Below are 22917 nucleotides of genomic sequence, written 5' to 3' on the forward strand. Positions count from 1 at the left end.
CATACCGCGTTTAAAACAGGATATTGATCAGATGGAGTTACGCTGTCGTAGCAAGCTGTTGCTGCTGGTTTTGTTGCCGCTCGTGATTGTGGCGGCCTTGATTAACGGGATTTACCTTTCGGAGCAAAAGTCTGACTTGGCGTCGCAAATTGACACCTACCGCAGCCAGATTACCGCAATGAAAAAGCAGGAGCTGCAAACGGCGCTGCAACTGGCGCGGACGGCCATTGCCGATCTGTATGAAGCCGATATCAACGGGAACAATATTCCGGCCGCGAAAGCCCGGCTGGTGGCGATGCGCTTTGGCGAAGATGGTTACTTCTTTGCTTATAACAGCCAGGGTATCAATACCCTGCATGCGGCCCAGCCGACGCTGGAAGGTAAAAACCTGATTGATGTGGTGGACGAAAACGGCGTGCGGGTGATTGCCGGTCTGATTGATGCCGCCAAACGCGGGGATGGTTTTCTGAATTTCAGCTGGCATAAGCCGTCGATAAATGCCACCGCGCCCAAGCTGGGGTATGCCGAGTATCTGGCAAAATGGGACTGGGTGCTGGCAACTGGGGTGTATGTCGATGACATTGAGGCCGAAGTCTCGGCATTTCAGGCGAGTGCTGCTGCCAGGTTCGAGCATCAGGTGTGGCTGTCAGTCAGCGTGACTCTGACCGTGGTAGTGCTGGTCGCGGCACTGGTGGCCTGGCTGACAGGGCGGGCGCTACAGCCACTTAGCCACATGCTGGTTGCCTTGCAGGGTATTGCGGCCGGAGGTGGCGATCTGACTGCTCGGTTGCAGGTGGAAAGCCGGGATGAGATTGGCGAACTGGCTGCCGCGTTTAACCAGTTTATGGCCAAGCTGCAACAGCTGATCGGTGAAGTTCAGCAGGTTGCAAGGCATGTCAGCGATGCTTCCGGTAGTCTGCAACAGCAGACCGAGCAGGCCGGATTACAGATGGATGAGCATCATCGCCAGACCGAGCTGGTCGTGACGGCGGTGACGGAACTGAGCGTGTCAGCGCGGGAAGTGGCGAACAACACGGTGAACACGGCGACCGCGACACAGGAAGCGACCGCCCAGACGGAGGCAGCCCAGCAGGAAGTAGATGCCGTGGTTAACCGTATCGATCAGCTGGCGGCGCATGTCGATAGTGCCTCTCAAGCCATGGCGCTGCTCAATACCCAGACCACGCGCATCAGCTCGGTGCTCACCGTGATTGGTGACATTGCCGCTCAGACCAATCTGCTGGCGCTGAATGCAGCCATTGAAGCCGCCCGCGCCGGAGAGCAAGGACGAGGGTTTGCGGTGGTAGCAGATGAGGTCCGCTCGCTGGCCGGACGGACTCAGCAAAGCACGGAAGAAATTAATCAGATGCTGGCAGAACTGCAGTCGGTCACCCGGGAAGCGGTGCAGGCGATGACGGTCAGTCAGCAGCAGAGTCAGGAAACTCTGGCGGAGTCGCAGCGTATTACGGCCAGTCTGGTGACCGTGACCGATGCGGTGAACAGCATTAATGCCATGGGGGTGCAAACCGCCACAGCGGCGGAAGAGCAAAGTGCGGTGTCGGAGGAAATTAACACGAACATGGTCGCCATTCAGCACATCCTGGATCAGATTGTCGGCGCGCTGGGGCATACCCGAACCACAACCACCGAGCTGGCCGCCGCCGGAGAGCAGATGCGCAGTCTGGTCGGGCAGTTCAAGGTGTAATGGCATCGGTTTGTTTCGCACTGCCGTGAAAGTGTCGTGAAGTTGCCGGTAAAGAGTGCGAACATTTTCCCATAAGTCGGTCGGCGCTCTTGCGGCCAGGTCCGTCAGGCTCTCTTCTGGGCAGAAAACCAGGAGAGAGCCTGATGTCACTAAAACTGTTACCGTCTGATTCCCGGCCGCGGGAAAAATTACTGGCCCGGGGCGCACAGGCATTATCTGATGCCGAATTGTTGGCCATTTTTCTGCGAACTGGTATTGCGGGCATGAATGCCATTGAACTGGCCTCCGACTTGCTTGAGAAATTTGGCTCACTGCGGGCCTTGCTGGCTGCCGATCAGCTCACCTTTTGTCAGTACAAAGGTCTAGGCCCGGCAAAATTTGCCCAGTTGCAGGCCGTGCTGGAAATGAGCCAGCGTCATTTTGAAGAAACCCTGAAGCGTGGCGATGCCCTGACCAGTCCGGATCATACTCGGCGATATTTAAGTCATTTATTGCGTGATCGGCATCGGGAAGCCTTTTTTGTCCTGTTTCTGGATAACCAGCATCGGGTTCTGAGCGGAGAAGTATTATTTGAGGGCACAATTGACGCTGCAAGCGTTTATCCGCGTGAAGTTGTAAAAAGATCACTAGAACTTAATGCAGCCGCGCTCATTTTAGCGCATAATCACCCATCGGGCGTAGCTGAGCCGAGTCAGGCAGATCGTCGAATTACCCGCCGCATATGTGATGCATTGGCGTTGGTAGATATTCGGGTTCTGGATCACTTTGTTATTGGAGACGGAGAAATTACGTCTTTCGCCGAAAGAGGTTGGCTATAAAATAGGCCAAAATCGATCAAAATGATGCGAAAGGATCTGCTCGGGACTTGAGCAACTGGTTTTGACTTAGTATAATGCGCGACCTTTGATAGCTATGGTTAGCGGAAATGAAGATTTCCGTTTGGTTAACCATGGTTGATATCGAGCTGAAACGATTTGGAGAAGACAGTAATGTCCCGTGTATGCCAAGTAACTGGTAAGCGTCCTGTAACGGGTAACAACCGTTCACACGCACGTAATGCCACCAAGCGTCGTTTTCTGCCGAACCTGCAAACTCATCGTTTCTGGGTAGAAAGCGAAAAACGCTTCGTTAAACTACGCCTTTCTGCGAAAGGCATGCGTATCATCGATAAGAAAGGCATCGACGCCGTTCTTTCTGATATGCGTGCTCGCGGCGAGAACGTTTAAGAGGATTTGAACAATGGCTAAAGGCATTCGTGAGAAGATCCGTCTAGTATCATCTGCTGGCACTGGTCACTTCTACACTACCGACAAAAACAAACGTAACATGCCAGGCAAATTTGAGATCAAGAAATTTGATCCAGTAGTTCGCCAGCACGTTATGTACAAAGAAGCGAAAATCAAGTAATTGATTTTTTGCCTCTTGGTAAAAAGCCCAGTTTATTGACTGGGTTTTTTTATGTCTGCAATTTGGCGCCCTGCCACCTTTCCTGCTTCTCTCATACACTGATACTCATGGTATGATTTCGCATCTGCATGTGAAGGAGTCGTGTTATGAGGCTGTCCCGCCGAGGCTGGAACAATGTCATCATCATCGGAGTGGTTTGTTTTATCGCGGTGATCCGTCTGCCGGAATTGCTGCAGCAGCGTTTTGCAACGAACGAACCAGAACCGATGGTTGCCAGCGGGCTGACGCGCTTACTGCCCGAGGACACCCCAATGACCCGTTTGAGCCTGCCGCAGGTTGCCCTGAGACAGAGCGAACTGGGTTGGCTGGCGGAACCGCCGGTATCTTTGCCAGCCGCGACATTGGCTGCCCACTGGCAGCGCCTGGAAGGGACCCCGGTTAACCGGGACATGATGGCTCAGTTGCAGCCTACGCTGCAGGCCCCGAGAACCGCGGAGATCTGGCTAGCCAGCCACGAAGAGCCGGTACGGGTGACGATTTACCAGTTACCGCAATTCTGGCTGCTCCAGAACTGGCAGGGGGAGTGGCTGGCCGTCTCGGTTGATGAGGCCTATTTATTTCCGCGTCACATGAATCCGTCTGAATAATCGGACCTGCGGACAACGCGGGGTCTGAACGAGAGAAAAAATGCCTGAATTACCGGAAGTTGAAGTCAGCCGGATGGGGATTGCCCCCCATGTGACCGGCCAGCGGGTAACTGATATCGTGATCCGCAATCCCCAATTGCGTTGGCCTGTCCCGGAGGCGATCCGCCAAATCGTTGGGCAGGAGATCCGGCGGGTCAGCCGCCGGGCGAAATACCTGATGCTGGAAACCGATGCCGGTTATGCCATTGTCCATTTGGGTATGTCGGGCAGCCTGCGGGTTTTGCCGGCAGGGATTCCGCCGGAGAAGCATGATCATGTGGATCTTTGTCTGGCCAGTGGAGAAGTACTGCGCTACAACGATCCCCGCCGATTTGGTGCCTGGTTGTGGCAGGACAAAGGCGGCGAGCACCCGGTGCTGGCCAAATTGGGACCTGAGCCATTAAGCGAGGCGTTTTGTGCACAATATTTGCAGGAAAAAGCCCGAGGCAAGCGGACCGCAATCAAGCAGTTCATCATGGATAACCATGTGGTGGTGGGCGTAGGGAATATTTACGCCAATGAATCCCTGTTCAGTGCCGGTATCCATCCGAAACGGGAAGCCGGAAAAGTTTCGGCCAAACGGTTGGCGGTGCTGGTGGCGGAAATTAAGGCCGTGCTGGCGTTTGCGATTGAGCAGGGTGGCACAACGCTGAAAGATTTCAAGAATGCGGACGGCAAACCTGGCTATTTTGCTCAGGAACTGCAGGTGTACGGCAAAGCCGGTCAGCCTTGCCCGCGCTGTGACAAGTTGCTCAGTGAAGTGAAGATTGGTCAGCGGACCACAGTATACTGCAGCGATTGTCAGAAATAAGCGCACCGTAAAGACAGGAACATCGCTTCCGGCCTGCGTGACATGGGATCCCGGTTGCATGCCTAGTGATAGGTTCGTCAGTCTGAGAGTGCTATGATCCTGTTATCCAATACGTTTTATGTGTGTCGGGAGACGCACGCTGAGAAGGGTGAAACGGATGAAAAAATATCTGGTTACCGGTGCGGCCGGTTTTATCGGCAGCGCCGTTGTTGAACGTCTATGCGCGATGGGCCATCAGGTCGTCGGGATTGATAACCTCAATGACTACTACGAGGTGTCGCTCAAGCATGATCGTCTGACCCGAATTCAGCATCCTGGCTTCACCTTTGTGGAGCTGGATCTGGCGAACCGTGACGGTATGGCCGCGCTGTTTGCAGAGCAAAAATTCGATCGGGTGATTCATTTGGCAGCACAGGCCGGGGTACGTTACTCGATTGATAATCCGATGGCCTATGCTGACAGCAACCTGGTTGGCCACCTGACGGTTCTGGAAGGCTGTCGTCATCACAAGATAGAACACTTGGTGTATGCCTCTTCCAGCTCGGTTTACGGCCTGAATCAGAAAATGCCGTTTAATACCGCTGACAGTGTCGACCACCCGATTTCCCTGTATGCGGCGACGAAAAAGTCCAACGAGCTGATGGCGCACACCTATTCCCACCTTTACGGTGTGCCGACGACTGGCCTGCGTTTCTTTACCGTGTACGGCCCGTGGGGGCGTCCGGATATGGCGCTGTTTAAATTCACCAAGGCGATTGTCGAGGGGAAAGCCATTGATGTGTATAACAATGGCGATATGCGTCGCGATTTCACCTACATCGATGACATTGTGGAAGGCATTATCCGGATTCAGGATGTGATTCCGCAATCCTCACCGGACTGGACGGTCGAAACCGGTTCTCCGGCAACCAGCTCGGCACCTTACCGTGTGTATAACATTGGTCATGGCAGTCCGGTGAAGCTGATGGATTTCATTGATGCGCTGGAGTCGGCACTGGATATGGACGCGAAGAAAAACTTCATGCCAATGCAGCCGGGCGATGTGTACGCCACCTATGCTGATACGGCGGATCTGTTTGACGTCACTGGTTATAAACCCCAGGTCTCGGTGCAGGAAGGTGTGCAGGCCTTTGTGGCTTGGTACCGTGAGTATTATCAGTGTTAAAACGGTAGTGTTAATGCAGTCGTGTTAATACGACTGCATGAATGTTGCGGCCTGAAAAGCGGTAAGTCGTGAAGGACGCAAAGTAATGCGAATAAAAAAGGAGGCTTGGCCTCCTTTTTTGATATTGCTGGGACTGGTTTTTTATTTTCCCTGTGCCTTGAACTTCTTCTCCAGCGCGTCGGCAATCACTGGGTCGACAAACTGGCTGACGTCGCCTTTGTGCAGCGCCACTTCTTTGACAATGGTGGAGGAGATGAAAGAATTTTCTTCTGACGGGGTCAGGAACACAGTTTCCAGTTCCGGCATCAGACGGCGGTTCATGTTCGCCAACTGGAATTCAAACTCAAAGTCAGACACAGCACGCAGGCCGCGAACCAGCACATTGGCCTGATATTCCTTGGCAAAATCAACCAGCAGGCCGGAGAAGCCGACGATGTCGACGTTGGTGAGGTGCGAAGTAATGGCTTTGGCCAGTGCCACGCGCTCCTCCAGTTCAAACAGTGGTTTTTTACTCGGGCTGTAGGCGATGCCGACGATCACATGATCAAACATCGCGGCGGCTCGCTCGATCAAATCCAGGTGACCATTGGTAATAGGGTCAAAGGTGCCAGGGTAGATAACTCGGGTTGTCATAATGAGTACCAGTCGCTGATGTTGAATTAAGAAATGAGAGTGTCGAGGGTCGCTGTCACCTGCGCCAGACTGATGTCTTTCATCAGCTGATCGCCTTTGACCCGGGTTCCCCACGGCAGGGCAGATACCGGTTTGCCGTGCTGCGCTTCGGCATGCTGGTCGTACACGCTGCAGACTGTGTTCAGACTGTTGTACGGGCCGGTGCGCTGGGGGTTACTGTGGGCGTACAATCCAATCACCGGGGTGCCCTGCGTGGTTGCCAGGTGAGCCGGACCGGTATCGGGGGCGACCACGACGGTGGCCTGTCCAAGCAGAGCCGTCAGCTGTTTCAAGCTGGTCTGGCCGATCAGGTTTTTGACCGGATGCTGGCAAAGCTGTTCGATGGCCTGACCCAGGGTGACTTCGCGCGGTGCCGGTGAACCGCATAGAATCACCTGCATACCTTTTTCATTCGCATAATCGGCCAGCTGGGCATAACGTTCGGTCAGCCAGTTGCGCTCGTCTTTACTGGCGGCCGGCGAGATGATCAGTGTCGGATGCTGGTTAATCTGCTGCCGGGCAAATGCTGTGTCCTCATCGGACAGTGGGATATTCCAGTGAGGCTGGTCAAACGGCACCCCCAGATAGCGGGCAAAGTCGGCGAAATTGTCCAACACATGGAAGCTGTTGGTGTCAGGCAAATGGCGGTTGGTAAACAGCCACTGGCCTTCTTTGGTGCGGTTTTTGCCAAATCCGACCCGGTAGCGGGCTTTGATCCCCAGTGACAGGGCACTTGCGCGCAGTGCCACCTGCATATGCAGCAGGGCATCAAATTGCTGACCTTTCAGGGCGGCCCAGACAGCTTTCATACCGGCCCATCCGGCTTTTTTGTCAAACACCACCACCTCAATGCCCGGTAAGTCGCCAATCAACTGAGCTTCGATTTTTCCGGTGACCCAGGTGATTTTGGTACTCGGCCAGTGAGCCTGAATCGCTTGTACGACAGCAATGGCATGGCAGACATCACCGATGGCGGACAAGCGAAGAATACATAAGGATTGTGGCGGAGTTGAAAATAACGCCATGACAGTTACCTGTTAGTGATTCAGAGAGGAAATTATGCAGTTCACGTAAGTGATTGTAAAATACTCTGTCGCCTCATGCCTGGAGAGAAAGTGTGCAAGTGATTACGAAAGACAATCAGCGGGTCTGGTTTGACCCGGATTTGTTACGGGAAGAGCCCCTTCGTTGCTTTGACCCGGCCTTCTGGCAACAGGCCGGACGGGTCACCGGCTCGGCACAGGGCCGGGGCACGACCTGGTTTGTCGAGGGCCAAGCACTGCCGATGGCCTTGCGCCACTATCGCCGGGGCGGCCTGTTCGGCAAGCTGGTGAAAGATGCCTACTGGTTTACAGGCTGGGACAATACCCGCGGCGCCGCAGAGTTTCGCCTGCTGGATAAACTGGCGCAGGGTGGCGTGAGGGTTCCGCGACCTGTGGCGGCGCGGGCAGTACGTAGCGGACTGACCTATCAGGCCGATTTGCTGGTGGAAAAAGTGGCTAACGCGCAGGATTTGGTCGCGATTCTCGCCGAGCAGGCTTTGCCAGAGTCGTGTTGGCGCGCGATTGGGGCCATGGTGCGTCAGATGCATGACCTGCAGGTGTGCCATACCGATCTCAACAGTCACAATATCCTGCTGGATGACCAGCAGCTGGTCTGGCTGATTGATTTTGATAAGTGCTATGAACAGCAGGGCGAGCAATGGAAAGAAGGGAATCTGTCCCGCTTGCACCGCTCGTTTGTCAAAGAGCAGGGCAAGCGGGGGATCCGGTTTGATGCCTCGTGCTGGCAGTGGCTGCTGGCCGGATACCGGAACGACTAATCTTTCAGCAGAGTGGCCAGTACCGTCAGGGTTTTGTTAACCGCGCCCTGATTCTGCCTGACGACATTCAGGGCGGCCTGGCTCATGCACTGGCGCTGTTCTGGGGCCGCCAGCAATACGGACAAACGCTCGCCCAAGTCCCGGGCGTCTTGGCAAACCTCGAGAGCTCCGGCGTCCCGTAATTGCTGGGTGATGTCGGCAAAGTTATAAAAACTCGGCCCGGTTAGGGTCGGTTTGCCCATTGCGGCGGGCTCCAGCATATTGTGGCCGCCGACGCGATCGCCGATCAGGCTCCCGCCCATGAAGGTGATATCGGCAGCCCCCAGAAACAACAGCATTTCTCCCATGGTGTCTGCCAGATAAACCTGAGTTTCCGGCGTAACCGCCTGGTCGCCGGTCCGGCGAACACAGCGTAATGACTGTGCCAGACAAAGCTGCTCAACCTGATCGAAGCGCTCGGGGTGGCGGGGCACCAGAATCAGCAGACTGTCGGGATGCTGGTGGCGAACCGCGGCAAAGGCTTCCAGCACCTGTTCATCCTCTCCCTTGTGGGTGCTGGCTGCGACCCATACCGGGCGAGCTGAACCCAGCACCGTCCGCAGCTGCTGTGCCTGCTTGCGAATGCTCTCATCAATATGAATATCAAACTTCACTGAGCCGGTAACTGTCAGTCGGCTGGCTGCAATGCCCAATCGGGCGAAGCGGTCGGCATCATCTTGATGCAGGCACAGGATATGGTCAAGATGACGTGCAATCAGTTTAAAGACCGGCTGGAAGCGCTGATAACGGGTGGCGGAGCGGGCGGACAGGCGCGCGTTCATCACGATCACCGGAATCCCGGCGCTGTGCACTGTCGCCAGGGTATTGGGCCATAGTTCGGTTTCCATGATCAGCATCGCGGAGGGGCGAACTGCGCGCAAAAAACCGCGGACGCACCAAGCAAAATCGATAGGCATATAGCGGTGTTCCACCAGATCCCCGAGTTTTTCGACTTGCTGGGCCCCGGTGCTGGTGGTGGTGGTAACGACAATGGGGGTGTCGGGGTAAGCCGCTTTAAGGGCTTTAATGACGGGGATCGCGGCAATGGACTCGCCCACACTGACGGCATGAACCCAGATCGGACGCTGACCCCGGACAGGCGGCGTGAAGCCAAAATGCTCTTTCCAGCGGGAACCAAAAGTCGGTTTACCGGGTTTCTTTTTATAAAGCCCGAACAACAGCACGGGAGAGGCTAGGCAGAGCAGCAGGGTATAAAGGGCGCGTATCAACATAATCAAAGGCCAGTGAACGATTTAGGGCTATTATAACGGCTTCTTTCGTCACGAACAGGCGGGGAAAACTCACTATCCACAGCATGATTCGGTTAGAATAACCGTCTTGTTTCATGTACAGACCGGCGACGGGAACCGAGCAGAGAGTTAGATGAAAAAACGTTACTTGATGTATATCGCCCAGAACTATTCGTATGCCATCTTACGGCCGCTGCAACACGCCATATTGGCACAGGGCGGGGAAGTGCGCTGGTTCCTGGAAGGCAATGAAGTCAATCCGGCTTTCCTCGCTCCTGACGAGCAGGTGCTGGCGACCATCGGCGATGTCAAAGCCTGGCAGCCGGATGCGGTGTTCGTCCCGGGCAATGTGGTGCCGAGTTTCGTTCCGGGGCTCAAGGTGGGTGTCTTTCATGGTTTCAATGCCGGAAAACTCAACCGCCGCGGTCGCGAGGATCATTTTGAGATACGTGGTTGTTTTGATCTGTACTGCACGCAGGGGCCGGATACCACCGAACGATTTGAACAGCTGGCCGCTGAGCACGGTTTTTTCCGAGTGGCGCAAACAGGCTGGCCGGCACTGGATCCGCTGTTTACCCCAGAGCCTAATAACCCTTACCTGGCACCGGCTGACCCGCGGCCGACGGTGCTGATGTGCTCGACGTTTTCCCGCAACCTGACATGTGCGCCGATACTGTTTGAGAAGATCAAACAGTTGTCGCAGACCGGTAAATGGCGCTGGCTGATTCAGTTCCACCCGAAAATGGATCAGGATATTGTCGATAAGTACAAAAGCCTGGCGGGCGAACACCTGCAGTTTGTCGAAACCGACAATGTGATTCCGTTGTTGCAGGCGGCAGACGTGATGTTGTGCGACACCTCATCGGTTCTGCTGATGTTCCTGTTGCAGCGTAAACCGGTTGTGACGTTCTGCAATCAGTCACCGGGGGAGTACCTGCTGGATGTCACTGAAGTGGATGCTGTCGAAGCGGCGCTTACCGAGGCTCTGCAACGCCCGGAAGCCCTGATGGCTGAGATTGAGCGCTATTGCCAACTGATTCACCCGTATTCTGACGGCGCATCCAGTGAGCGTGTACTGCAGGCCACCAACGCGATGATTGCAGACGGCCGGGCCGGGCTGAAATCCAAGCCGTTGAATTTGATGCGTCAATTCAAAATGCGAAAGAAACTCGGATACTGGAAGTGGTAAGCTCGGGGAATGTAGCCTGCAAGTAGCTGCCCGATACAGAACTTATTCAAAACATCGTTAACAGAAAGGCCCAATTTATGAGAAGGCATTCATTGTCAGTAATTGTGATCACGAAAAACGAAGCGGATCGCATCGAGCCGTGCCTGCAATCGGTCGTAGACATCGCCGATGAAATCATTGTGCTGGATAGTGGCTCAACCGATAACACAGTCGAAATTTGTCAGCGTTATACCGACAACGTGACGATCACTGACTGGCCGGGGTTTGGTAAGCAGAAACAGCGGGCGCTGGATAAAGCAACTGGCGACTGGGTTCTGTCTATTGATGCCGACGAAGCGCTGGATGAAACGATGAAATCGGCACTGATCGCGATGCTGGAGCAAGAGCAGATTGAGCACACGGCGTACCGTCTGCCTTGGGGTGTCACGTTGTACGGCAAAACCCTCAAATATGGCCGCAGCGCCCGTTCGGTTCTGCGTCTGTTTAAACGTGAAGGCGCAAGGTTTACCCTGGATGAGGTTCATGAAACTGTGGTGCCTGCACCGGGCTCGACCGGTGTCATGAAAGGCTTGTTGCTGCATTACACCCACCGCGATTACGGTCACGGTCTGGATAAAGCCGCTAAATATGCCTGGCTGGGGTCGCAGAAATACCATCGTAAAGGGAAAAAATCCCATGGCCTGGTACTTGCCCTGCTACGAGGGATGTGGACGTTTTTCCATATTTATATTCTGCGTCGTGGTTTCCTGGACGGCAGTGTGGGTTTCATCGTCGCCATGACGTATGCCCAGGTGAACTTCAATAAATATGTTGGGCTGTGGCTGCTTGAGCAAGAAAAGAACGCATGAAAGAGATGATACGAAAACTGCGAAAGTACTTGCAGCCGACACCTGTCATCTCTGAGCAGGATTATCAAAAGGGTCTTGAGGCGCTGTCTCATATTCAGCACCTGGAAATTCCAGCGGGTGATTTTACGAAGACCGTCTGGATGTACTGGGATTCAGGACTCGACAACGCCCCAGAGGTTGTGCAGCTTTCTTATAAAAGCTGGGTAACACAAAACCCTGATTATCAAGTTATTCTCCTGAATGAAGTGAATATCTCTGACATACTTGGCTTCAACTTTAATGATGTCTTCAATTGTTTCACGGTGGATCTTAAAGCTGCAGGCAAGAGTGATTTCCTGAGAATATTTTTATTGTATAAGTTTGGTGGTGTATGGGCTGATGCCACCTCATTTTGTTTAAAGCCGCTGGATCAGTGGCTTGATATGGAAAACACACCGTTTTTCTCCTTTCGCGAAAAGTATTCTGATGATCGTCAACTGGTCTCGTGGTTTTTAGCGGCGCGGCAGGGAGCGGTCATTCCGAAGCGGCTGCTTGAGGTGGCGATTGAGTATTTATACCAGCCGCACAGAAAACAGAAGCTCGAGATAAGAGGGCTAAATACAACTAGGAAACTTGCGGCTCGCCGGAATCTGATCAGCAAAGCCGGTAGTGGATATCCTTTGCTGGAACATTTGGAACGAAAAGGGTTTGCGCCTTATTTCTGGTTGTTTTATTTATTTAATGAAGTCGTTAGCTGTGACGACCAGGCAGAGACTTGGCAACAAATTCAACTGCTATCGAATAACTACGCTGAGCTTGATGATGACTTCTCACAGTACAGGAATGCATTCATTGCCAAGCAAACCTATCGGGACAAGTATGTGCAGGGAGAGCGTTACCAGGAAAGGATAACCTTCTTGAAGCAGGAAATATTATAGGATCTTGCTGTTTCGGTATCTCCAGTACGAAGAAAAACCGCCATTTTGGCGGTTTTTTTAGTGGGACCATTTATAAATCAGCTTGCTCAGCGGCAGTTTGAACAGCCGGCGCAACTCCAGTAACAACTGCTGTGCGGTATAGGTCAGCGGCTGGCGGGCATCACAATATTTGCGGTACAGGCGCAGCCAGTCGATATGACTGTATTCATTGGCCCGCTTCAGCTTCCTGATGGAAATTTTCCGCAGACCAATGCCGCTGTTCTCCGGATCGGCAATAATGATGTTGCTGGCCAGGAATGATTCCCAGAATGTGATGTCTTGCTGACGGCTGGTAAACCGGCTGGCCATTAGAGGTGTGCGTTCGGGTAACAAGGCCTTGAGCCAGATTTGGCAGTACACTTGCTCAGCTTCCAGTGCCGGCTCTCCGGCTGACCGGCGGGTAGCCTGCGCCATCAGTTCAGCCGCGAAGGGTTGCTGGGTAAATGGCGGTTGGTCCCAGATTTTCCGCAGATCGTCAGTGCGGCCATAATAGAAAAAGTCACTCGGGCTCATGATCACCCGTTGGCCGTGTGAGGTCCGTCGAAACAGGTTCGCGTTGATGACCACTTTTTCGGCAAACACGCGGTGTTCGGCCTGACTGCAAGGGAAGGCTTGCTGCAGTGCCACGAATTCGTTGCCGGTGAGGAAGTTGTCACTGCGCAGCTTCACAGCATAAGGGGTTGTCACGCGTGCTAGGCCTGCTTTGGTCGAGACGATCTGGCGATAGTAATTCACCGGGCAGAAGCCGTCACTGTTTTGCCCCGGGTCTTCACTGATCACCAGCAAGTCATAATCCAGACCCGACAGGTCCTGATCCGGCCAGGTCGACAGGATGACCGTCGCTCCCGGTAAATGGGTACGGATACTGTCCAGGCAGCGTTTGGTGATGCCTTCTTCGTGATGGGTCCGGCCTTTATAGTTTTGGACCGGTCCCTGAACCACAACGCTGATGTGTTGGAAATCCTGGCTCAACCTTGTCCCTCCAGAAATTGGTAGTACTCGTCCGGTACGCCACAGAAAATGACGTCATCGGTTGCAATCAAGTGGTAATGGATAGCGTGACCGTCCTGAATCAAGGTGTTATAGAGCGGGGCGATATAGAGCTCACCTTTGGCCCATTCAGCTTGAGGGCGGGCAAGATAGCGTTCATAGGCATCCGTAAACAGCACCGTTGAGGCAAAGTAATATAAACCGGTGCTGCACAGATCGGAGATCGGCTCTTTTTCGGTGGTGCGCACCACGCGGGTGGAGTCGGCCGATGCTGGTTGAGCAAATGACCAGTTATCACCACTGCCCTGAAACACTTCAAGGTAACCGTCCCACTGGGTCAACTCGGCTGGGAAAGTGAAGCCGGGACGGAAGGTGTCGATATTAAAGATGGTTATCGGGCCCTGATATTCGGGCAGCGATTGCAACCCGAGGTACACCGTTTCCGCCTGACCGCGGGTGGCTTCCTCCAGCACAAAAATGTGGGCTTCTTTGATACCCAGGCGTTTTACTTCCTGCTCGACGAATGCCCGGGTTCCGTACACATCGCGAATGATGAACAGAAATGACTCGGTGTCGAAGTAGTGTGAGAAGCTGTTAATGGCGTGAGCAAACAGTGTCTCTCCGTGGGCTTTGAGCATGTATTTTGGCTCGGTAAACCCAGCTTGGAAAAAACGGGAACTTAGGCCGGCCATGGGAATGACGATCATACTTCGGCGTCCTGAATCAGTTGGTAAAGGCGAAATGCATTGGCCATCAGCGCTTGCTGGCGGCGTAAATCGTCGGCATGCAGTGGCAGCATAGACAGAAACAGCTGGATCTGCATGGCGTACAGGGCTTTATCGGATAGCTGATACTTCTCTTTCATCAAGGTAATGAACAGCTGCTGAATGCTTTTAATGTGTTTAGGAATATCCAACCGGAAGGTGATCGCACGTTGTACCACGCTAACCTCATAGTAGCCGGCGATAATCCAGTCATACAGGCCGAGTACCGAGTGGCTCAGCTTGGCCAGATCGTAACGCACATCCCCGTACACGGTGAAGTCGCCATGTACATCCATGCCCCGTGGGTCGATGGTTTTTATTTTATCGCTGCGAAAGTCATACAAAATATTGCTAAAGCAGTAGTCGCCGTGCATGACACTTGGTGGCAATGATGCCGTTGGCAAATATTGCTCGCTGGCCGCCAGTAAATCGGCAAAGGAGGCGCTCAGGTTGTCGTTAAACGTCCACGGTGTTGCCATCTCGCAACCAACGGATTGGCAGTATTCAGTCAGCCGCTGACGTGTTTTTTCGCCGAACAATACCTCCAGAGACTGGATCGGCTGATGGTTGTCAGTGGCCGGGGTGTGTTGCTGGCAGGCGTCGATAAAGTCCAGGCAACTGCTGAGAATTTGCTTCCACACCAGCTCCGGCAGGGTGGAGAACACAAACAGCTCGTTCAGTGCGGTATGGTGCAGGTATTCCAGCTGGTAAGACACTGTCCCGTTTTGTGTCTGAGTACCGAGAAATTGAGGCAGATAGGTGCGAAGAATCGGCGGTACCTGTTCAAACCAATGAGCTTCTGCGGCTATTTTCTGGTTTTTTGTGCTGGACTTACGAATCCATTTGGGCGTGATTTCCAGATGATTAAAGGCCCGCTGGGTCGTGAACTTGGCTTTGGAGGTGTAGTAAGTATTCAGGTGACCAAAGTCGAGCCAGTTGGAAACGTGAACGCTGTTGAGGCCACATTCCTCGTGGTAATAGTTCAGGCTCTGGATGAAATCCCAGTGCGCCATCGTCAGTGCTTTGAGCAACCGCTGGGGCTGGCTGAATTTGAAATACCCGCAAACCACGTTGTTCTGATCCAGCAGATGGCGATGCTGTGGGGTGTCGAGCCAGTGGGAGTTATCATTGGTGACGATGGCCCAATCGTAGCTGTTTTCGACCTGGGAAATCGTAATGATATCTTCGCCGCCAGGCAGCTCGGAAAACAGGGTGTCTCCGAACAGGATACTGAGGCTACTTTTATGGTCATAATCAGCCAGTGTCAGGGCAGAGACCAGCGAGGCGCCCAGTGACAGGCCATCCGGGATGCGCAGCAGGGCGACACCGTGCTTGCTCAGCCAGGCTTCATCGTAAGTTTCGAGCTGATAGCTTTCCGGCAAGCTGAGGTAAATTTTCTTACCTTCCGGCGCACTGGCGACCTGATGCTGAAACAGACGGCGGTTACCCAGCGGCAGAAACGCCGGTGGAATGGTGCCGAACTCCGACTCTAGCTCCTGACTGACATAAGCAGCGGACATGATCAGAAACATGCTTTTTCCTTGTCGAGCAGGGCATTGATCTCCTCTACTGACAGAGAGGCAAATTCTGATGGGCGTACTGCACGGTCATCAATGTAGAAGCCGTCATGACCGCACCAGGGCTTGCCCACCAGAATCTCATCATAAGGTACCTGATGTTTGTCCAGCCAGGCTGTAATGATCGGTAGGGTGTGAATGTTAATCAGTCCTACATTCCCTTCGTAAGTGCGCATGTTGCGCGCCGTACTGATGGTGATCGTGTAGCCTTGCGCCTTGTAATTTTTCAGTTGCTCAATCACTGCCAGATTCGGCGCGACGTTCTCGTAATCATTGGTATCGGCCAGCGTTATCGTGCCGTCTAGATCAACAACCAGTTTTTTCATATCAGACTGTCCTACTTCGTTGGGTGCAGCAGCTTTTCAAAAAAGGCGATGTGATGGCGTACGGTTTCCATCGCATTGAATTCCGTATCCAGTTTCTTTTGTGCCGCGGCGCTGAATCGGGCAATTTTGTTTTTATCCGTAATCAGCTGGTTCATTGCCTGGCCCAGAGCCTGTGCATCGCCGGCCGGAACGATAAAACCGGTTTCACCGTCATCAACCAGCTCCGGCGAACCACCGGTGGTGGTGACAACAGAAGTGGTTCCGTTTGCCATGGCTTCAATAATGGTACGAGGCAGGCCTTCACCACTGACTGACGGCTGAACCTGGAAATCGGCCATGGCCATGATCGAGGGAACGTCTTTACGGTGGCCGACCAGGTGGATCCGGTCTGCCATAGGGCTTTGCCTGATTTCGTCAAAGTGAGGTTCGAAACCGCTGCCGACCAGCAACAGGTGGAAATTCGGGTTATCAATCTGGTGGGTGGCTTGTACCAGAACCGAAATCCCCTTGCTCGGGCGCACATGCGCGGCGCAGACGGCAATGATGTCATCGTCGGTCAGGCCAAATTCTTCACGCTGGGTCGGTGCAACACTGTACCAGTCCAGCTGGTGACCTTTATAAATGGTGACGATGTTGTCGCGGTTTTTCCAGACGCGCTGGCTGACATCGCGGCGCACGGCGTCAGATACACAAATGATACCGTCAACCCGTGGGTGAAGATGGGTCAGGTAAGCACTGGGATCGTGGCGATACAGGCCGCCTGTTGTGCCCCGGTAAGTCACCATTTTTGCGCGGGTACCGATGCAGGCAAACGCGGCATTGGGAATGGTTTTGGAGTTAAATCCGTAGCAGATGTCGTAGTCGCCATCTTTCAGTTCGCGATGCAGGGTTTTGATGGTCTTTGAACAAATTTTCTTGGTCGGGTAGCAGTCGATAACTTTTACCCCGTGCTCACGAAAACGGGACACATATTCGGCATCGCCCTGCGTGGCGACCGTTACCTGATGACCCTGGCGAACCATTTCAATAAACATTTCCGCTTCTGGACGAACGCTGTTCCATGCGTGATGGTAGGAGCTGGCAATCAAAATTTTCATAATTCAGGCTTTATTTTTGTTTGATTTTATACAGAGCGTTATGTGTTTCGCGCTTAAAGAGCTCGGTCAGATTAAACCACTCCCGTTTGCAGCGGGTCAGCAGACTGCGCGGTGGTTTCTGGCTGTCGTAACCGATGTCCGAATCGAAAATCGGGTCGTTGGTTAAACAGGCAGGGGCTGTGCCGTAGCAATCGACCTGGTTGATCCAGAAACGGTCCATATAAATATCGACCGCCATATACCAGCGATCGGAATGTGCCAGGAACTTCCGGGCTCCGGTCGGCGTCAGGTAATAACCGGTGGCACTCATATGCCCCTTGGTAAATTTGCACACAGACGTTGCGCCTAGCGAAACCAATGGGGTGAAGTTAAATGCTTTGCGCTTGTTATCAAACAGGCGGATACATTCAAATTTGGGATCAAGGGTCGGTATAGCCCGGACAAAGTCCGTCATTGGTGCCGGATAAAGCAGGGCATCATCCTCAATTACAATAATTGGCTTATTCAGCTCAACGCACTTTTGCCACAACAGGTAGTGGCTGGCATAGCAGCCGAGTTGCCCTTTGCTCAGCGATTTGCCGCGGTATAGCTGACTGAGAGGATCATCATAGTTGTCGAACAATGGGTGATGGCCTTCGCGGCCATTCACTGCGGAGAAAACGGAAAAGGGTAATCCGAGTTCGTCAAGCTGCCGAGAGATATTGTGACGGCGCTCAACGGAGGACTCCAGGTTGATGACAAAAATTTCGTACATATCGTTAGTGTTTTCTGCTAGATGTCGTTAAGCAGCTGACCAGAAAAATATACAACAGCAGCGGCTGTGGGTGGCTAAAAGGGACATCAGTTAACGATGCCGTGGCATAAAGAAGAACGATAGAGCTCAGCATATAGCGGTGCTGATGTGAGGCGCGTGAGAGGCCGATCAATGGCACTGATAACAATGCCAGTAGCAGTGCCACGCCAACCATGCCGCTCTTCACTAACCGATCCAGGAACTGATTGTGATAATGGGCAGGGTTTTGTTGCTTTAAGGTTTCGGATGCCTGCCCTTGTTGGTACAGTTCGTTGAACTTCTCGCGGTGATACCTGCCAAGCCCCAGTAACCAATTATCTTCAACAAGTTGTGGGACAATTGCCCACATCTGCAACCGTAATCCTGCTGATGTCGTGAAGTTACCAGACATGATCTGATTCACTTCATATTGTGTTTCATCAATTCGTGCTTCAACAACCGGTTTTAAGGCAAAACCGCCCATGATTAAGAGCAACAGGGCAACAAGACAGGATTTTTTTGTCAATAACAGGGAGCGGAAGTGCAGGATAATCATTAACGCGACGGTGACGAAATAACCCAGCCATACCCCCCGACTCTGACTGAAGAGGACTGCTGCAGTGCTAATAACAAAGGCGAGCACAGCGATGGTTGTATGACTCGCATTTTTGTTGCAAGAAAGGCTCAAAGCAATCAACCCAATTGCTGCGCTCATAGTCGCCTGAGGAATGGCATTGATAGGCCAAGCGCCACGGCCAATATCCAAATACTGGCCGTAGTAATACGCCATGTAGAAACACGAAATACCTCCCATCAGGCACAGCCAGCTTAAGAGGCGCTGCGAAATGAGTTCTCGAGGAAAACAAATCAGCATGACTGACGCCATCAACAGGGCACGAATTTCTCGGGAACTGATGCCGTGGTAGAAATGACTGAAAAGACCATAAGCGGTCAGTGCCAGTACCACCCATAAAACCCGGTTGTGACGGAGGTTGTCTCTGGTCGTCTGAAGTCCGTAGTAACTTATTGAGGTAATAGCGGAAATAACAACCAGTGCGACCATCGGCTTATCGCCATCGCCGACAACCAGTAAGCCGCTGAACAGCCAGATAACCGGCAGCAGGATAAGGGTGTTGAATATTGTACTTCTGTTCATTCTGCCCTGATCCTATTTCTTGACGTTATACGGGTTGGCTTCGCCATTTGGTCGCGTTTTTAACAGACGAAGAATCCACATATATTGTTCCGGGCGTTCGGTGACGTACTGCTCGATGCACTCGTTCATCAGACGGGCATCCTGCTCTTCGGTTTCCAGAGGAAACGGTGACAACGGCGGATAAATGTCGATTTCATACTGGCCGGTTTTGCTGTTGTATACAGAATAAAGCGGCACAATTTTCGAACGGCTTAATTTGGCCAGTCGGCCAAGACCCGAAATCGTTGCCTTGGTGGTGGCAAAGAAGTCAACAAACACACTGTGTTCGGGGCCGAGGTCTTCGTCGGGTAAGTAGTAGCCCAGATACCCTTCACGGATCGATTTGATAAAGGGCTTGATCCCACCACTGCGCTCATACACGCGACCGCCATACTGCACGCGTTGTTTGTGCATCAACCAGTCGGATACCTCATTCTTTTGCTTCTTGGCCATGGCCGATACCGGCAGGCCGCGGGATGCCAGCAGCACCGCAGGAATATCAATGGCCCAGGTGTGAGGTACCAGCAGGATAGCGCTTTCTCCCTGTTCTTTCAGGGTGGCCAGGTGCTCTTCACCGCGGATGATGGTGTGGCTTTCCAGCCAGGCGCGGCTGCGTACGCTCAGAGAGGCGAATCCCATCAGGAAGCTGCCTGCGGTGATGTAGCTTTCCATCAGCATGGCTTCCCGCTCAGCCTCGCTTTTGTCCGGAAAACACATCGCCAGGTTAACCCGCGCGCGTCGGTTGGACTTGCTGTCAAATTTCATCGCCAGCTTGGCAAAACCGGTCGCGATGGTGCGGCGAACACGGTGTGGCAACAGGCACAGCAGGGATGCAACAGCCACGGCCAGCCAGGTTCCCCAGTATTTTGGGTGCAGGAAATGCCAGTGAAACTCAGGGTTATAAGCTTGTTTGTCGTAATGATCTTTCATGGGCGATAAAATTTAACTGTTGATGATTGCCATGTATTCGGCCACGCCCTCGGCCACCGATTTGAATTCTTCCTTGTAACCGGCTGCGCGTAACTTGGTCAGATCTGCCTGGGTGAAGGCCTGATAACGGCCTTTCAGGTGATCCGGAAACGGAATTTCTTCCACCTGGCCCTTGCCGTGGAACGCGATGACGGCTTTAGCGACTTCGTTGAAAGACTCCGCTTTGCCGGTGCCGCAGTTATAGATGCCGGAAACGCCTTGCTGCCAGAACCAGAGGTTCACCTTGCACACATCACCGACATACACAAAATCACGTTTAAGGTGCTCTGAGCCTTCAAACAGCTTCGGATTATCACCTTGGTGGATTTGTGTATTCAGGTGGAAGGCGACGGAGGCCATACTGCCCTTGTGCTGCTCGCGGGGGCCGTAGACATTGAAGTAACGAAAGCCGGTAATTTGCGACAGCGATTCGCCGTTTGCTTCTGCATCCTGCCACAAGCGACGGACGTAATTGTCAAACAGCTGCTTGGAGTAGCCATAGACATTGAGCGCCCCTTCGTAGGCGCGCTCTTCAATAAAGTCATGGTCGCGGCCGCCGTAGGTCGCTGCGGACGAGGCATACAGGAAAGGAATCTGGCGCTCCAGGCAGTAGTGCAGCAGCTCTTTCGAATACTCGTAGTTATTGAGCATCATGTACTTGCCGTCCCACTCAGTGGTGGATGAGCAGGCACCCTGATGGAAGACCGCCTCAATAGGGCCAAAGTCATCACCGGCCATGATTTGCGTGATGAAATCTTCCTTGTCCATGTAGTCGGCGATATCAAGGTCGACCAGGTTGGCAAATTTGGTCCCGTCTTTGAGATTGTCCACAACAAGAATGTCGTTATGGCCTTGCTCGTTCAGGGTTTTCACTATGTTGCTGCCGATCATACCGGCGCCGCCAGTTACAATAATCATGGCTATTCCAGTCTTCAGTTTGGGCAAACGGTCGCATCACTGCCGCCGTTATGAATTATCTTTATGATAGTATTAGCAGATTGCCAACGTCATGGGCACAGAAGTGAGAAGCAAATGAAGACCCGCGATAGAATTATCCTGGCAGCACTAGAGCTTTTCAATGAAAGCGGTGAGCCAAACATAACCACGAACCACATAGCCGCTCATCTGGGGATCAGCCCCGGCAACCTGTATTATCATTTCCGTAATAAAGAAGAGATTATACACAGTATTTTTGATCAATACGCCCATGATCTCAGGATTCATTTCCAGCCACTTGATCTCCAACAGATCACGGCGGATAACCTGCTGGCGTATCTTGACTCTGTCTTCATGCTGATGTGGCGTTATCGCTTCTTTTACGCCAATTTGCCGGACATTTTGCGCCGGGATGCCGAGTTGCAGCAAAAATACCTGCTGGCGCAGGAAGGGCTGCATCAGAACATCATGGCGATGATGAAAAGTTTTCGGGCCGGCGACCTGCTGGCGCTGGATGATACCGAGTTGGGGGCGTTGGTAAACACGCTGAAACTGGTTGTGTCCAGCTGGATCTTTTACCAGAGTGCGCAGGCACCGGGTGCCGAGATCACTAAGAGCGTGATTTATCAGGGCGTGCTGCAGATTCTGGCAATTGTCCGTCCGCTGACGACAGACAAAGGGCGGGATTATGTCCGGGAGCTGGAAGCGCATTACTGTGAACAGGTAGAGCGCAATAGCTAACCGATACTCAGACATGCCCCCTAGGGACTAAGAATTGGGCGCTAGGGCGTGGTGCCGGACGGGGGCTGATCGGCCGCATACAAGGCAGAAAGCCGGACCAGAGTGATCCCTTCTGCCGCCAGCGTCGGTAACCGGTTTTGCAGCGTGGCTAACGTAACAGGGTGAGGGTGGCCAATGGCGATCACTGCCCCCTGCTGCTGTGCTTGATGGATCGCCCGTTGCAACTGCTGGCTGATGAACGTTTCTGTGGGTTGGTGGTCCAGAAAGATGTGCCGTTTCAACGCCGGCACCTGATAGGTGTGCGCGGCCGTCAGTGCGACTGAGTGAATCGTGGTCCGACTGTCCAGAAACGCCAGATGCTGATGAGCCAGCACCTCCATCACCCAGTTCATGGCTTGAGTGTTTTGGGTGAGGGCGCTGCCCATATGGTTGTTGACCGCGAAGGCGTCGGGGACTTTGCGCAGCGCCTGACGAAGCGTTTGCTGGAATTCGGCCTTGGCCATTCGGGAAGTCAGCGTGGTGCGTTCCAGTGGCGCGGCACGGCTTGGCTCCATCGGCATATGTAGCAGGACATCTCGTTGCTGACGGGTTGCTTCGTGGCTGGTGGCGGTTGCATAGGGGGTATCGGGGAGTACCGAAATGCTGATCTCGGCAGGCAAGGTTCGGAAAGTCAACGGAAGCGGCTGGTAGCCTAAGTCGTCAATCACGATCGCCAGCTGACCAGCCTGAATGGGCGCGGGGAGCAGTAAGCAAGAAGCCAGCAATAAGCTGACAGACAGCAGCAAGGCTGCCCTTTCTCCCCTGACTGTCCCTTCGCCGAAGAGACGCCCTGCCTTGAGTTGTCTGGCAAAGAGGTGCCTGACAAAAGAACCGGGACATTGCCGTGTCCCTAGCTGGGGGCGTTCAGAGATACTCAGCCACCGAGTCCACGGCGTCGGAACATCATGCTCGCAGTGGTGCGAGTGAAACAGGTGGTGCAAGTGTCGAATCCATGACATTA

General features: G+C 53.3%; 25 protein-coding genes. 12 read left to right on the top strand and 13 right to left on the bottom strand.

Annotation, left to right across the window (positions count from 1 at the left end; genetic code table 11):
- Positions 1-31: 31 nt before the first annotated feature.
- From FH974_RS00715 to FH974_RS00745, 7 genes are all read left to right on the top strand, one after another.
- Entirely contained in the window at positions 32-1705 is a 1674-nt protein-coding gene (locus FH974_RS00715) for a methyl-accepting chemotaxis protein (RefSeq protein WP_047887229.1), read from the top strand.
- A 143-nt stretch (positions 1706-1848) separates the two neighbouring features.
- A complete protein-coding gene (radC, locus tag FH974_RS00720; protein WP_047887228.1) occupies positions 1849-2523 on the top strand; it encodes a RadC family protein in 675 nt (224 codons plus the stop codon).
- A gap of 171 nt (positions 2524-2694) precedes the next feature.
- Complete coding sequence (gene rpmB, locus FH974_RS00725; RefSeq protein WP_047875542.1) at positions 2695-2931, top strand: 50S ribosomal protein L28; 237 nt, start codon at positions 2695-2697, stop codon at positions 2929-2931.
- A gap of 13 nt (positions 2932-2944) precedes the next feature.
- Positions 2945-3112, top strand: a complete 168-nt coding sequence (rpmG, locus tag FH974_RS00730) for a 50S ribosomal protein L33 (RefSeq protein ID WP_002535344.1) — start codon at positions 2945-2947, stop codon at positions 3110-3112.
- Between the two features lie 146 nt (positions 3113-3258).
- Positions 3259-3759 (top strand): hypothetical protein, encoded by a 501-nt coding sequence (locus tag FH974_RS00735; RefSeq protein ID WP_047887227.1) that lies wholly within the window; start codon positions 3259-3261, stop codon positions 3757-3759.
- Between the two features lie 40 nt (positions 3760-3799).
- Positions 3800-4609 carry a bifunctional DNA-formamidopyrimidine glycosylase/DNA-(apurinic or apyrimidinic site) lyase gene (gene mutM, locus FH974_RS00740; RefSeq protein ID WP_047887226.1) on the top strand — a complete coding sequence of 270 codons (810 nt, stop codon included), beginning with the start codon at positions 3800-3802 and terminating at the stop codon, positions 4607-4609.
- A 157-nt stretch (positions 4610-4766) separates the two neighbouring features.
- A complete protein-coding gene (locus tag FH974_RS00745; protein WP_047887225.1) occupies positions 4767-5774 on the top strand; it encodes an NAD-dependent epimerase in 1008 nt (335 codons plus the stop codon).
- Between the two features lie 141 nt (positions 5775-5915).
- On the opposite strand, the gene coaD is transcribed toward FH974_RS00745, so the two are convergent.
- Together coaD and FH974_RS00755 are read right to left on the bottom strand one after the other, a co-directional pair.
- Entirely contained in the window at positions 5916-6407 is a 492-nt protein-coding gene (coaD, locus tag FH974_RS00750; protein WP_047887224.1) for a pantetheine-phosphate adenylyltransferase, read from the bottom strand.
- Between the two features lie 26 nt (positions 6408-6433).
- On the bottom strand, positions 6434-7471 hold the full coding sequence (locus FH974_RS00755; RefSeq protein WP_207103435.1) for a glycosyltransferase family 9 protein: 1038 nt from the start codon (positions 7469-7471) through the stop codon (positions 6434-6436).
- 92 nt (positions 7472-7563) lie between these two features.
- Here FH974_RS00755 and FH974_RS00760 point away from each other — a divergent pair, with 92 nt between their 5' ends.
- The gene (locus FH974_RS00760; RefSeq protein ID WP_207103436.1) at positions 7564-8268 is read left to right on the top strand and encodes a 3-deoxy-D-manno-octulosonic acid kinase; all 705 of its coding nucleotides are present in this window, start codon (positions 7564-7566) and stop codon (positions 8266-8268) included.
- Here FH974_RS00760 and waaA read toward each other — a convergent pair.
- Positions 8265-9539 (bottom strand): lipid IV(A) 3-deoxy-D-manno-octulosonic acid transferase, encoded by a 1275-nt coding sequence (gene waaA / locus FH974_RS00765; RefSeq protein ID WP_047887221.1) that lies wholly within the window; start codon positions 9537-9539, stop codon positions 8265-8267. The genes FH974_RS00760 and waaA overlap by 4 nt on opposite strands.
- 151 nt (positions 9540-9690) lie before the next feature.
- Here waaA and FH974_RS00770 point away from each other — a divergent pair, with 151 nt between their 5' ends.
- From FH974_RS00770 to FH974_RS00780, 3 genes are all read left to right on the top strand, one after another.
- Entirely contained in the window at positions 9691-10746 is a 1056-nt protein-coding gene (locus FH974_RS00770) for a CDP-glycerol--glycerophosphate glycerophosphotransferase (protein WP_047887220.1), read from the top strand.
- Positions 10747-10823: 77 nt separating this feature from the next.
- A complete protein-coding gene (locus FH974_RS00775) occupies positions 10824-11594 on the top strand; it encodes a glycosyltransferase family 2 protein (protein WP_047887219.1) in 771 nt (256 codons plus the stop codon).
- Positions 11591-12511: a capsular polysaccharide synthesis protein gene (locus FH974_RS00780; protein WP_207103437.1), complete on the top strand. Its 921-nt coding sequence runs from the start codon at positions 11591-11593 to the stop codon at positions 12509-12511. The genes FH974_RS00775 and FH974_RS00780 overlap by 4 nt, the downstream gene beginning before the upstream one ends.
- 57 nt (positions 12512-12568) lie before the next feature.
- On the opposite strand, the gene FH974_RS00785 is transcribed toward FH974_RS00780, so the two are convergent.
- The 9 genes from FH974_RS00785 to rfaD form a co-directional block, all read right to left on the bottom strand.
- Positions 12569-13522 carry a WavE lipopolysaccharide synthesis family protein gene (locus tag FH974_RS00785; protein ID WP_053061929.1) on the bottom strand — a complete coding sequence of 318 codons (954 nt, stop codon included), beginning with the start codon at positions 13520-13522 and terminating at the stop codon, positions 12569-12571.
- Entirely contained in the window at positions 13519-14247 is a 729-nt protein-coding gene (locus FH974_RS00790) for a glycosyltransferase family 2 protein (RefSeq protein ID WP_047887215.1), read from the bottom strand. The genes FH974_RS00785 and FH974_RS00790 overlap by 4 nt, the downstream gene beginning before the upstream one ends.
- Positions 14244-15836 carry a phosphotransferase gene (locus tag FH974_RS00795; protein ID WP_047887214.1) on the bottom strand — a complete coding sequence of 531 codons (1593 nt, stop codon included), beginning with the start codon at positions 15834-15836 and terminating at the stop codon, positions 14244-14246. The genes FH974_RS00790 and FH974_RS00795 overlap by 4 nt, the downstream gene beginning before the upstream one ends.
- Complete coding sequence (locus FH974_RS00800; protein WP_047887213.1) at positions 15827-16207, bottom strand: HAD hydrolase family protein; 381 nt, start codon at positions 16205-16207, stop codon at positions 15827-15829. Before FH974_RS00800 ends, FH974_RS00795 begins: the two co-directional genes overlap by 10 nt.
- A gap of 11 nt (positions 16208-16218) precedes the next feature.
- Positions 16219-17304, bottom strand: a complete 1086-nt coding sequence (locus FH974_RS00805) for a glycosyltransferase family 4 protein (protein ID WP_047887212.1) — start codon at positions 17302-17304, stop codon at positions 16219-16221.
- 10 nt (positions 17305-17314) lie between these two features.
- Positions 17315-18058, bottom strand: a complete 744-nt coding sequence (locus FH974_RS00810) for a glycosyltransferase family 25 protein (RefSeq protein ID WP_047887211.1) — start codon at positions 18056-18058, stop codon at positions 17315-17317.
- 4 nt (positions 18059-18062) lie between these two features.
- Entirely contained in the window at positions 18063-19139 is a 1077-nt protein-coding gene (locus tag FH974_RS00815; RefSeq protein WP_207103438.1) for an O-antigen ligase family protein, read from the bottom strand.
- 105 nt (positions 19140-19244) lie between these two features.
- The gene (gene lpxM, locus FH974_RS00820; RefSeq protein WP_047887209.1) at positions 19245-20201 is read right to left on the bottom strand and encodes a lauroyl-Kdo(2)-lipid IV(A) myristoyltransferase; all 957 of its coding nucleotides are present in this window, start codon (positions 20199-20201) and stop codon (positions 19245-19247) included.
- 12 nt (positions 20202-20213) lie between these two features.
- Entirely contained in the window at positions 20214-21158 is a 945-nt protein-coding gene (rfaD, locus tag FH974_RS00825) for an ADP-glyceromanno-heptose 6-epimerase (protein WP_047887208.1), read from the bottom strand.
- Positions 21159-21272: 114 nt separating this feature from the next.
- Between rfaD and FH974_RS00830 the strand changes: the two genes are divergently transcribed.
- Entirely contained in the window at positions 21273-21917 is a 645-nt protein-coding gene (locus FH974_RS00830; RefSeq protein WP_047887207.1) for a TetR/AcrR family transcriptional regulator, read from the top strand.
- 41 nt (positions 21918-21958) lie between these two features.
- Here FH974_RS00830 and FH974_RS00835 read toward each other — a convergent pair whose 3' ends face one another.
- Entirely contained in the window at positions 21959-22915 is a 957-nt protein-coding gene (locus FH974_RS00835) for a divergent polysaccharide deacetylase family protein (RefSeq protein WP_084712682.1), read from the bottom strand.
- Positions 22916-22917 lie beyond the last annotated feature (2 nt).

This window comes from Photobacterium ganghwense, assembly GCF_017329545.1.
GTDB classification, from domain to species: Bacteria; Pseudomonadota; Gammaproteobacteria; order Enterobacterales; family Vibrionaceae; genus Photobacterium; species Photobacterium ganghwense.

Coding starts and splice junctions, on each gene's coding strand:
- FH974_RS00810 (WP_047887211.1), bottom strand. CDS start 18,058: ATGTACGAAATTTTTGTCATCAACCTGGAGTCCTCCGTTGAGCGCCGT.
- FH974_RS00745 (WP_047887225.1), top strand. CDS start 4,767: ATGAAAAAATATCTGGTTACCGGTGCGGCCGGTTTTATCGGCAGCGCC.
- FH974_RS00795 (WP_047887214.1), bottom strand. CDS start 15,836: ATGTTTCTGATCATGTCCGCTGCTTATGTCAGTCAGGAGCTAGAGTCG.
- FH974_RS00835 (WP_084712682.1), bottom strand. CDS start 22,915: ATGTCATGGATTCGACACTTGCACCACCTGTTTCACTCGCACCACTGC.
- FH974_RS00755 (WP_207103435.1), bottom strand. CDS start 7,471: ATGGCGTTATTTTCAACTCCGCCACAATCCTTATGTATTCTTCGCTTG.
- lpxM (WP_047887209.1), bottom strand. CDS start 20,201: ATGAAAGATCATTACGACAAACAAGCTTATAACCCTGAGTTTCACTGG.
- FH974_RS00715 (WP_047887229.1), top strand. CDS start 32: ATGGAGTTACGCTGTCGTAGCAAGCTGTTGCTGCTGGTTTTGTTGCCG.
- rpmG (WP_002535344.1), top strand. CDS start 2,945: ATGGCTAAAGGCATTCGTGAGAAGATCCGTCTAGTATCATCTGCTGGC.
- FH974_RS00790 (WP_047887215.1), bottom strand. CDS start 14,247: ATGATCGTCATTCCCATGGCCGGCCTAAGTTCCCGTTTTTTCCAAGCT.
- coaD (WP_047887224.1), bottom strand. CDS start 6,407: ATGACAACCCGAGTTATCTACCCTGGCACCTTTGACCCTATTACCAAT.
- FH974_RS00800 (WP_047887213.1), bottom strand. CDS start 16,207: ATGAAAAAACTGGTTGTTGATCTAGACGGCACGATAACGCTGGCCGAT.
- mutM (WP_047887226.1), top strand. CDS start 3,800: ATGCCTGAATTACCGGAAGTTGAAGTCAGCCGGATGGGGATTGCCCCC.
- waaA (WP_047887221.1), bottom strand. CDS start 9,539: ATGTTGATACGCGCCCTTTATACCCTGCTGCTCTGCCTAGCCTCTCCC.
- FH974_RS00780 (WP_207103437.1), top strand. CDS start 11,591: ATGAAAGAGATGATACGAAAACTGCGAAAGTACTTGCAGCCGACACCT.
- FH974_RS00735 (WP_047887227.1), top strand. CDS start 3,259: ATGAGGCTGTCCCGCCGAGGCTGGAACAATGTCATCATCATCGGAGTG.
- FH974_RS00770 (WP_047887220.1), top strand. CDS start 9,691: ATGAAAAAACGTTACTTGATGTATATCGCCCAGAACTATTCGTATGCC.
- FH974_RS00805 (WP_047887212.1), bottom strand. CDS start 17,304: ATGAAAATTTTGATTGCCAGCTCCTACCATCACGCATGGAACAGCGTT.
- FH974_RS00830 (WP_047887207.1), top strand. CDS start 21,273: ATGAAGACCCGCGATAGAATTATCCTGGCAGCACTAGAGCTTTTCAAT.
- rfaD (WP_047887208.1), bottom strand. CDS start 21,158: ATGATTATTGTAACTGGCGGCGCCGGTATGATCGGCAGCAACATAGTG.
- FH974_RS00815 (WP_207103438.1), bottom strand. CDS start 19,139: ATGGTCGCACTGGTTGTTATTTCCGCTATTACCTCAATAAGTTACTAC.
- radC (WP_047887228.1), top strand. CDS start 1,849: ATGTCACTAAAACTGTTACCGTCTGATTCCCGGCCGCGGGAAAAATTA.
- rpmB (WP_047875542.1), top strand. CDS start 2,695: ATGTCCCGTGTATGCCAAGTAACTGGTAAGCGTCCTGTAACGGGTAAC.
- FH974_RS00775 (WP_047887219.1), top strand. CDS start 10,824: ATGAGAAGGCATTCATTGTCAGTAATTGTGATCACGAAAAACGAAGCG.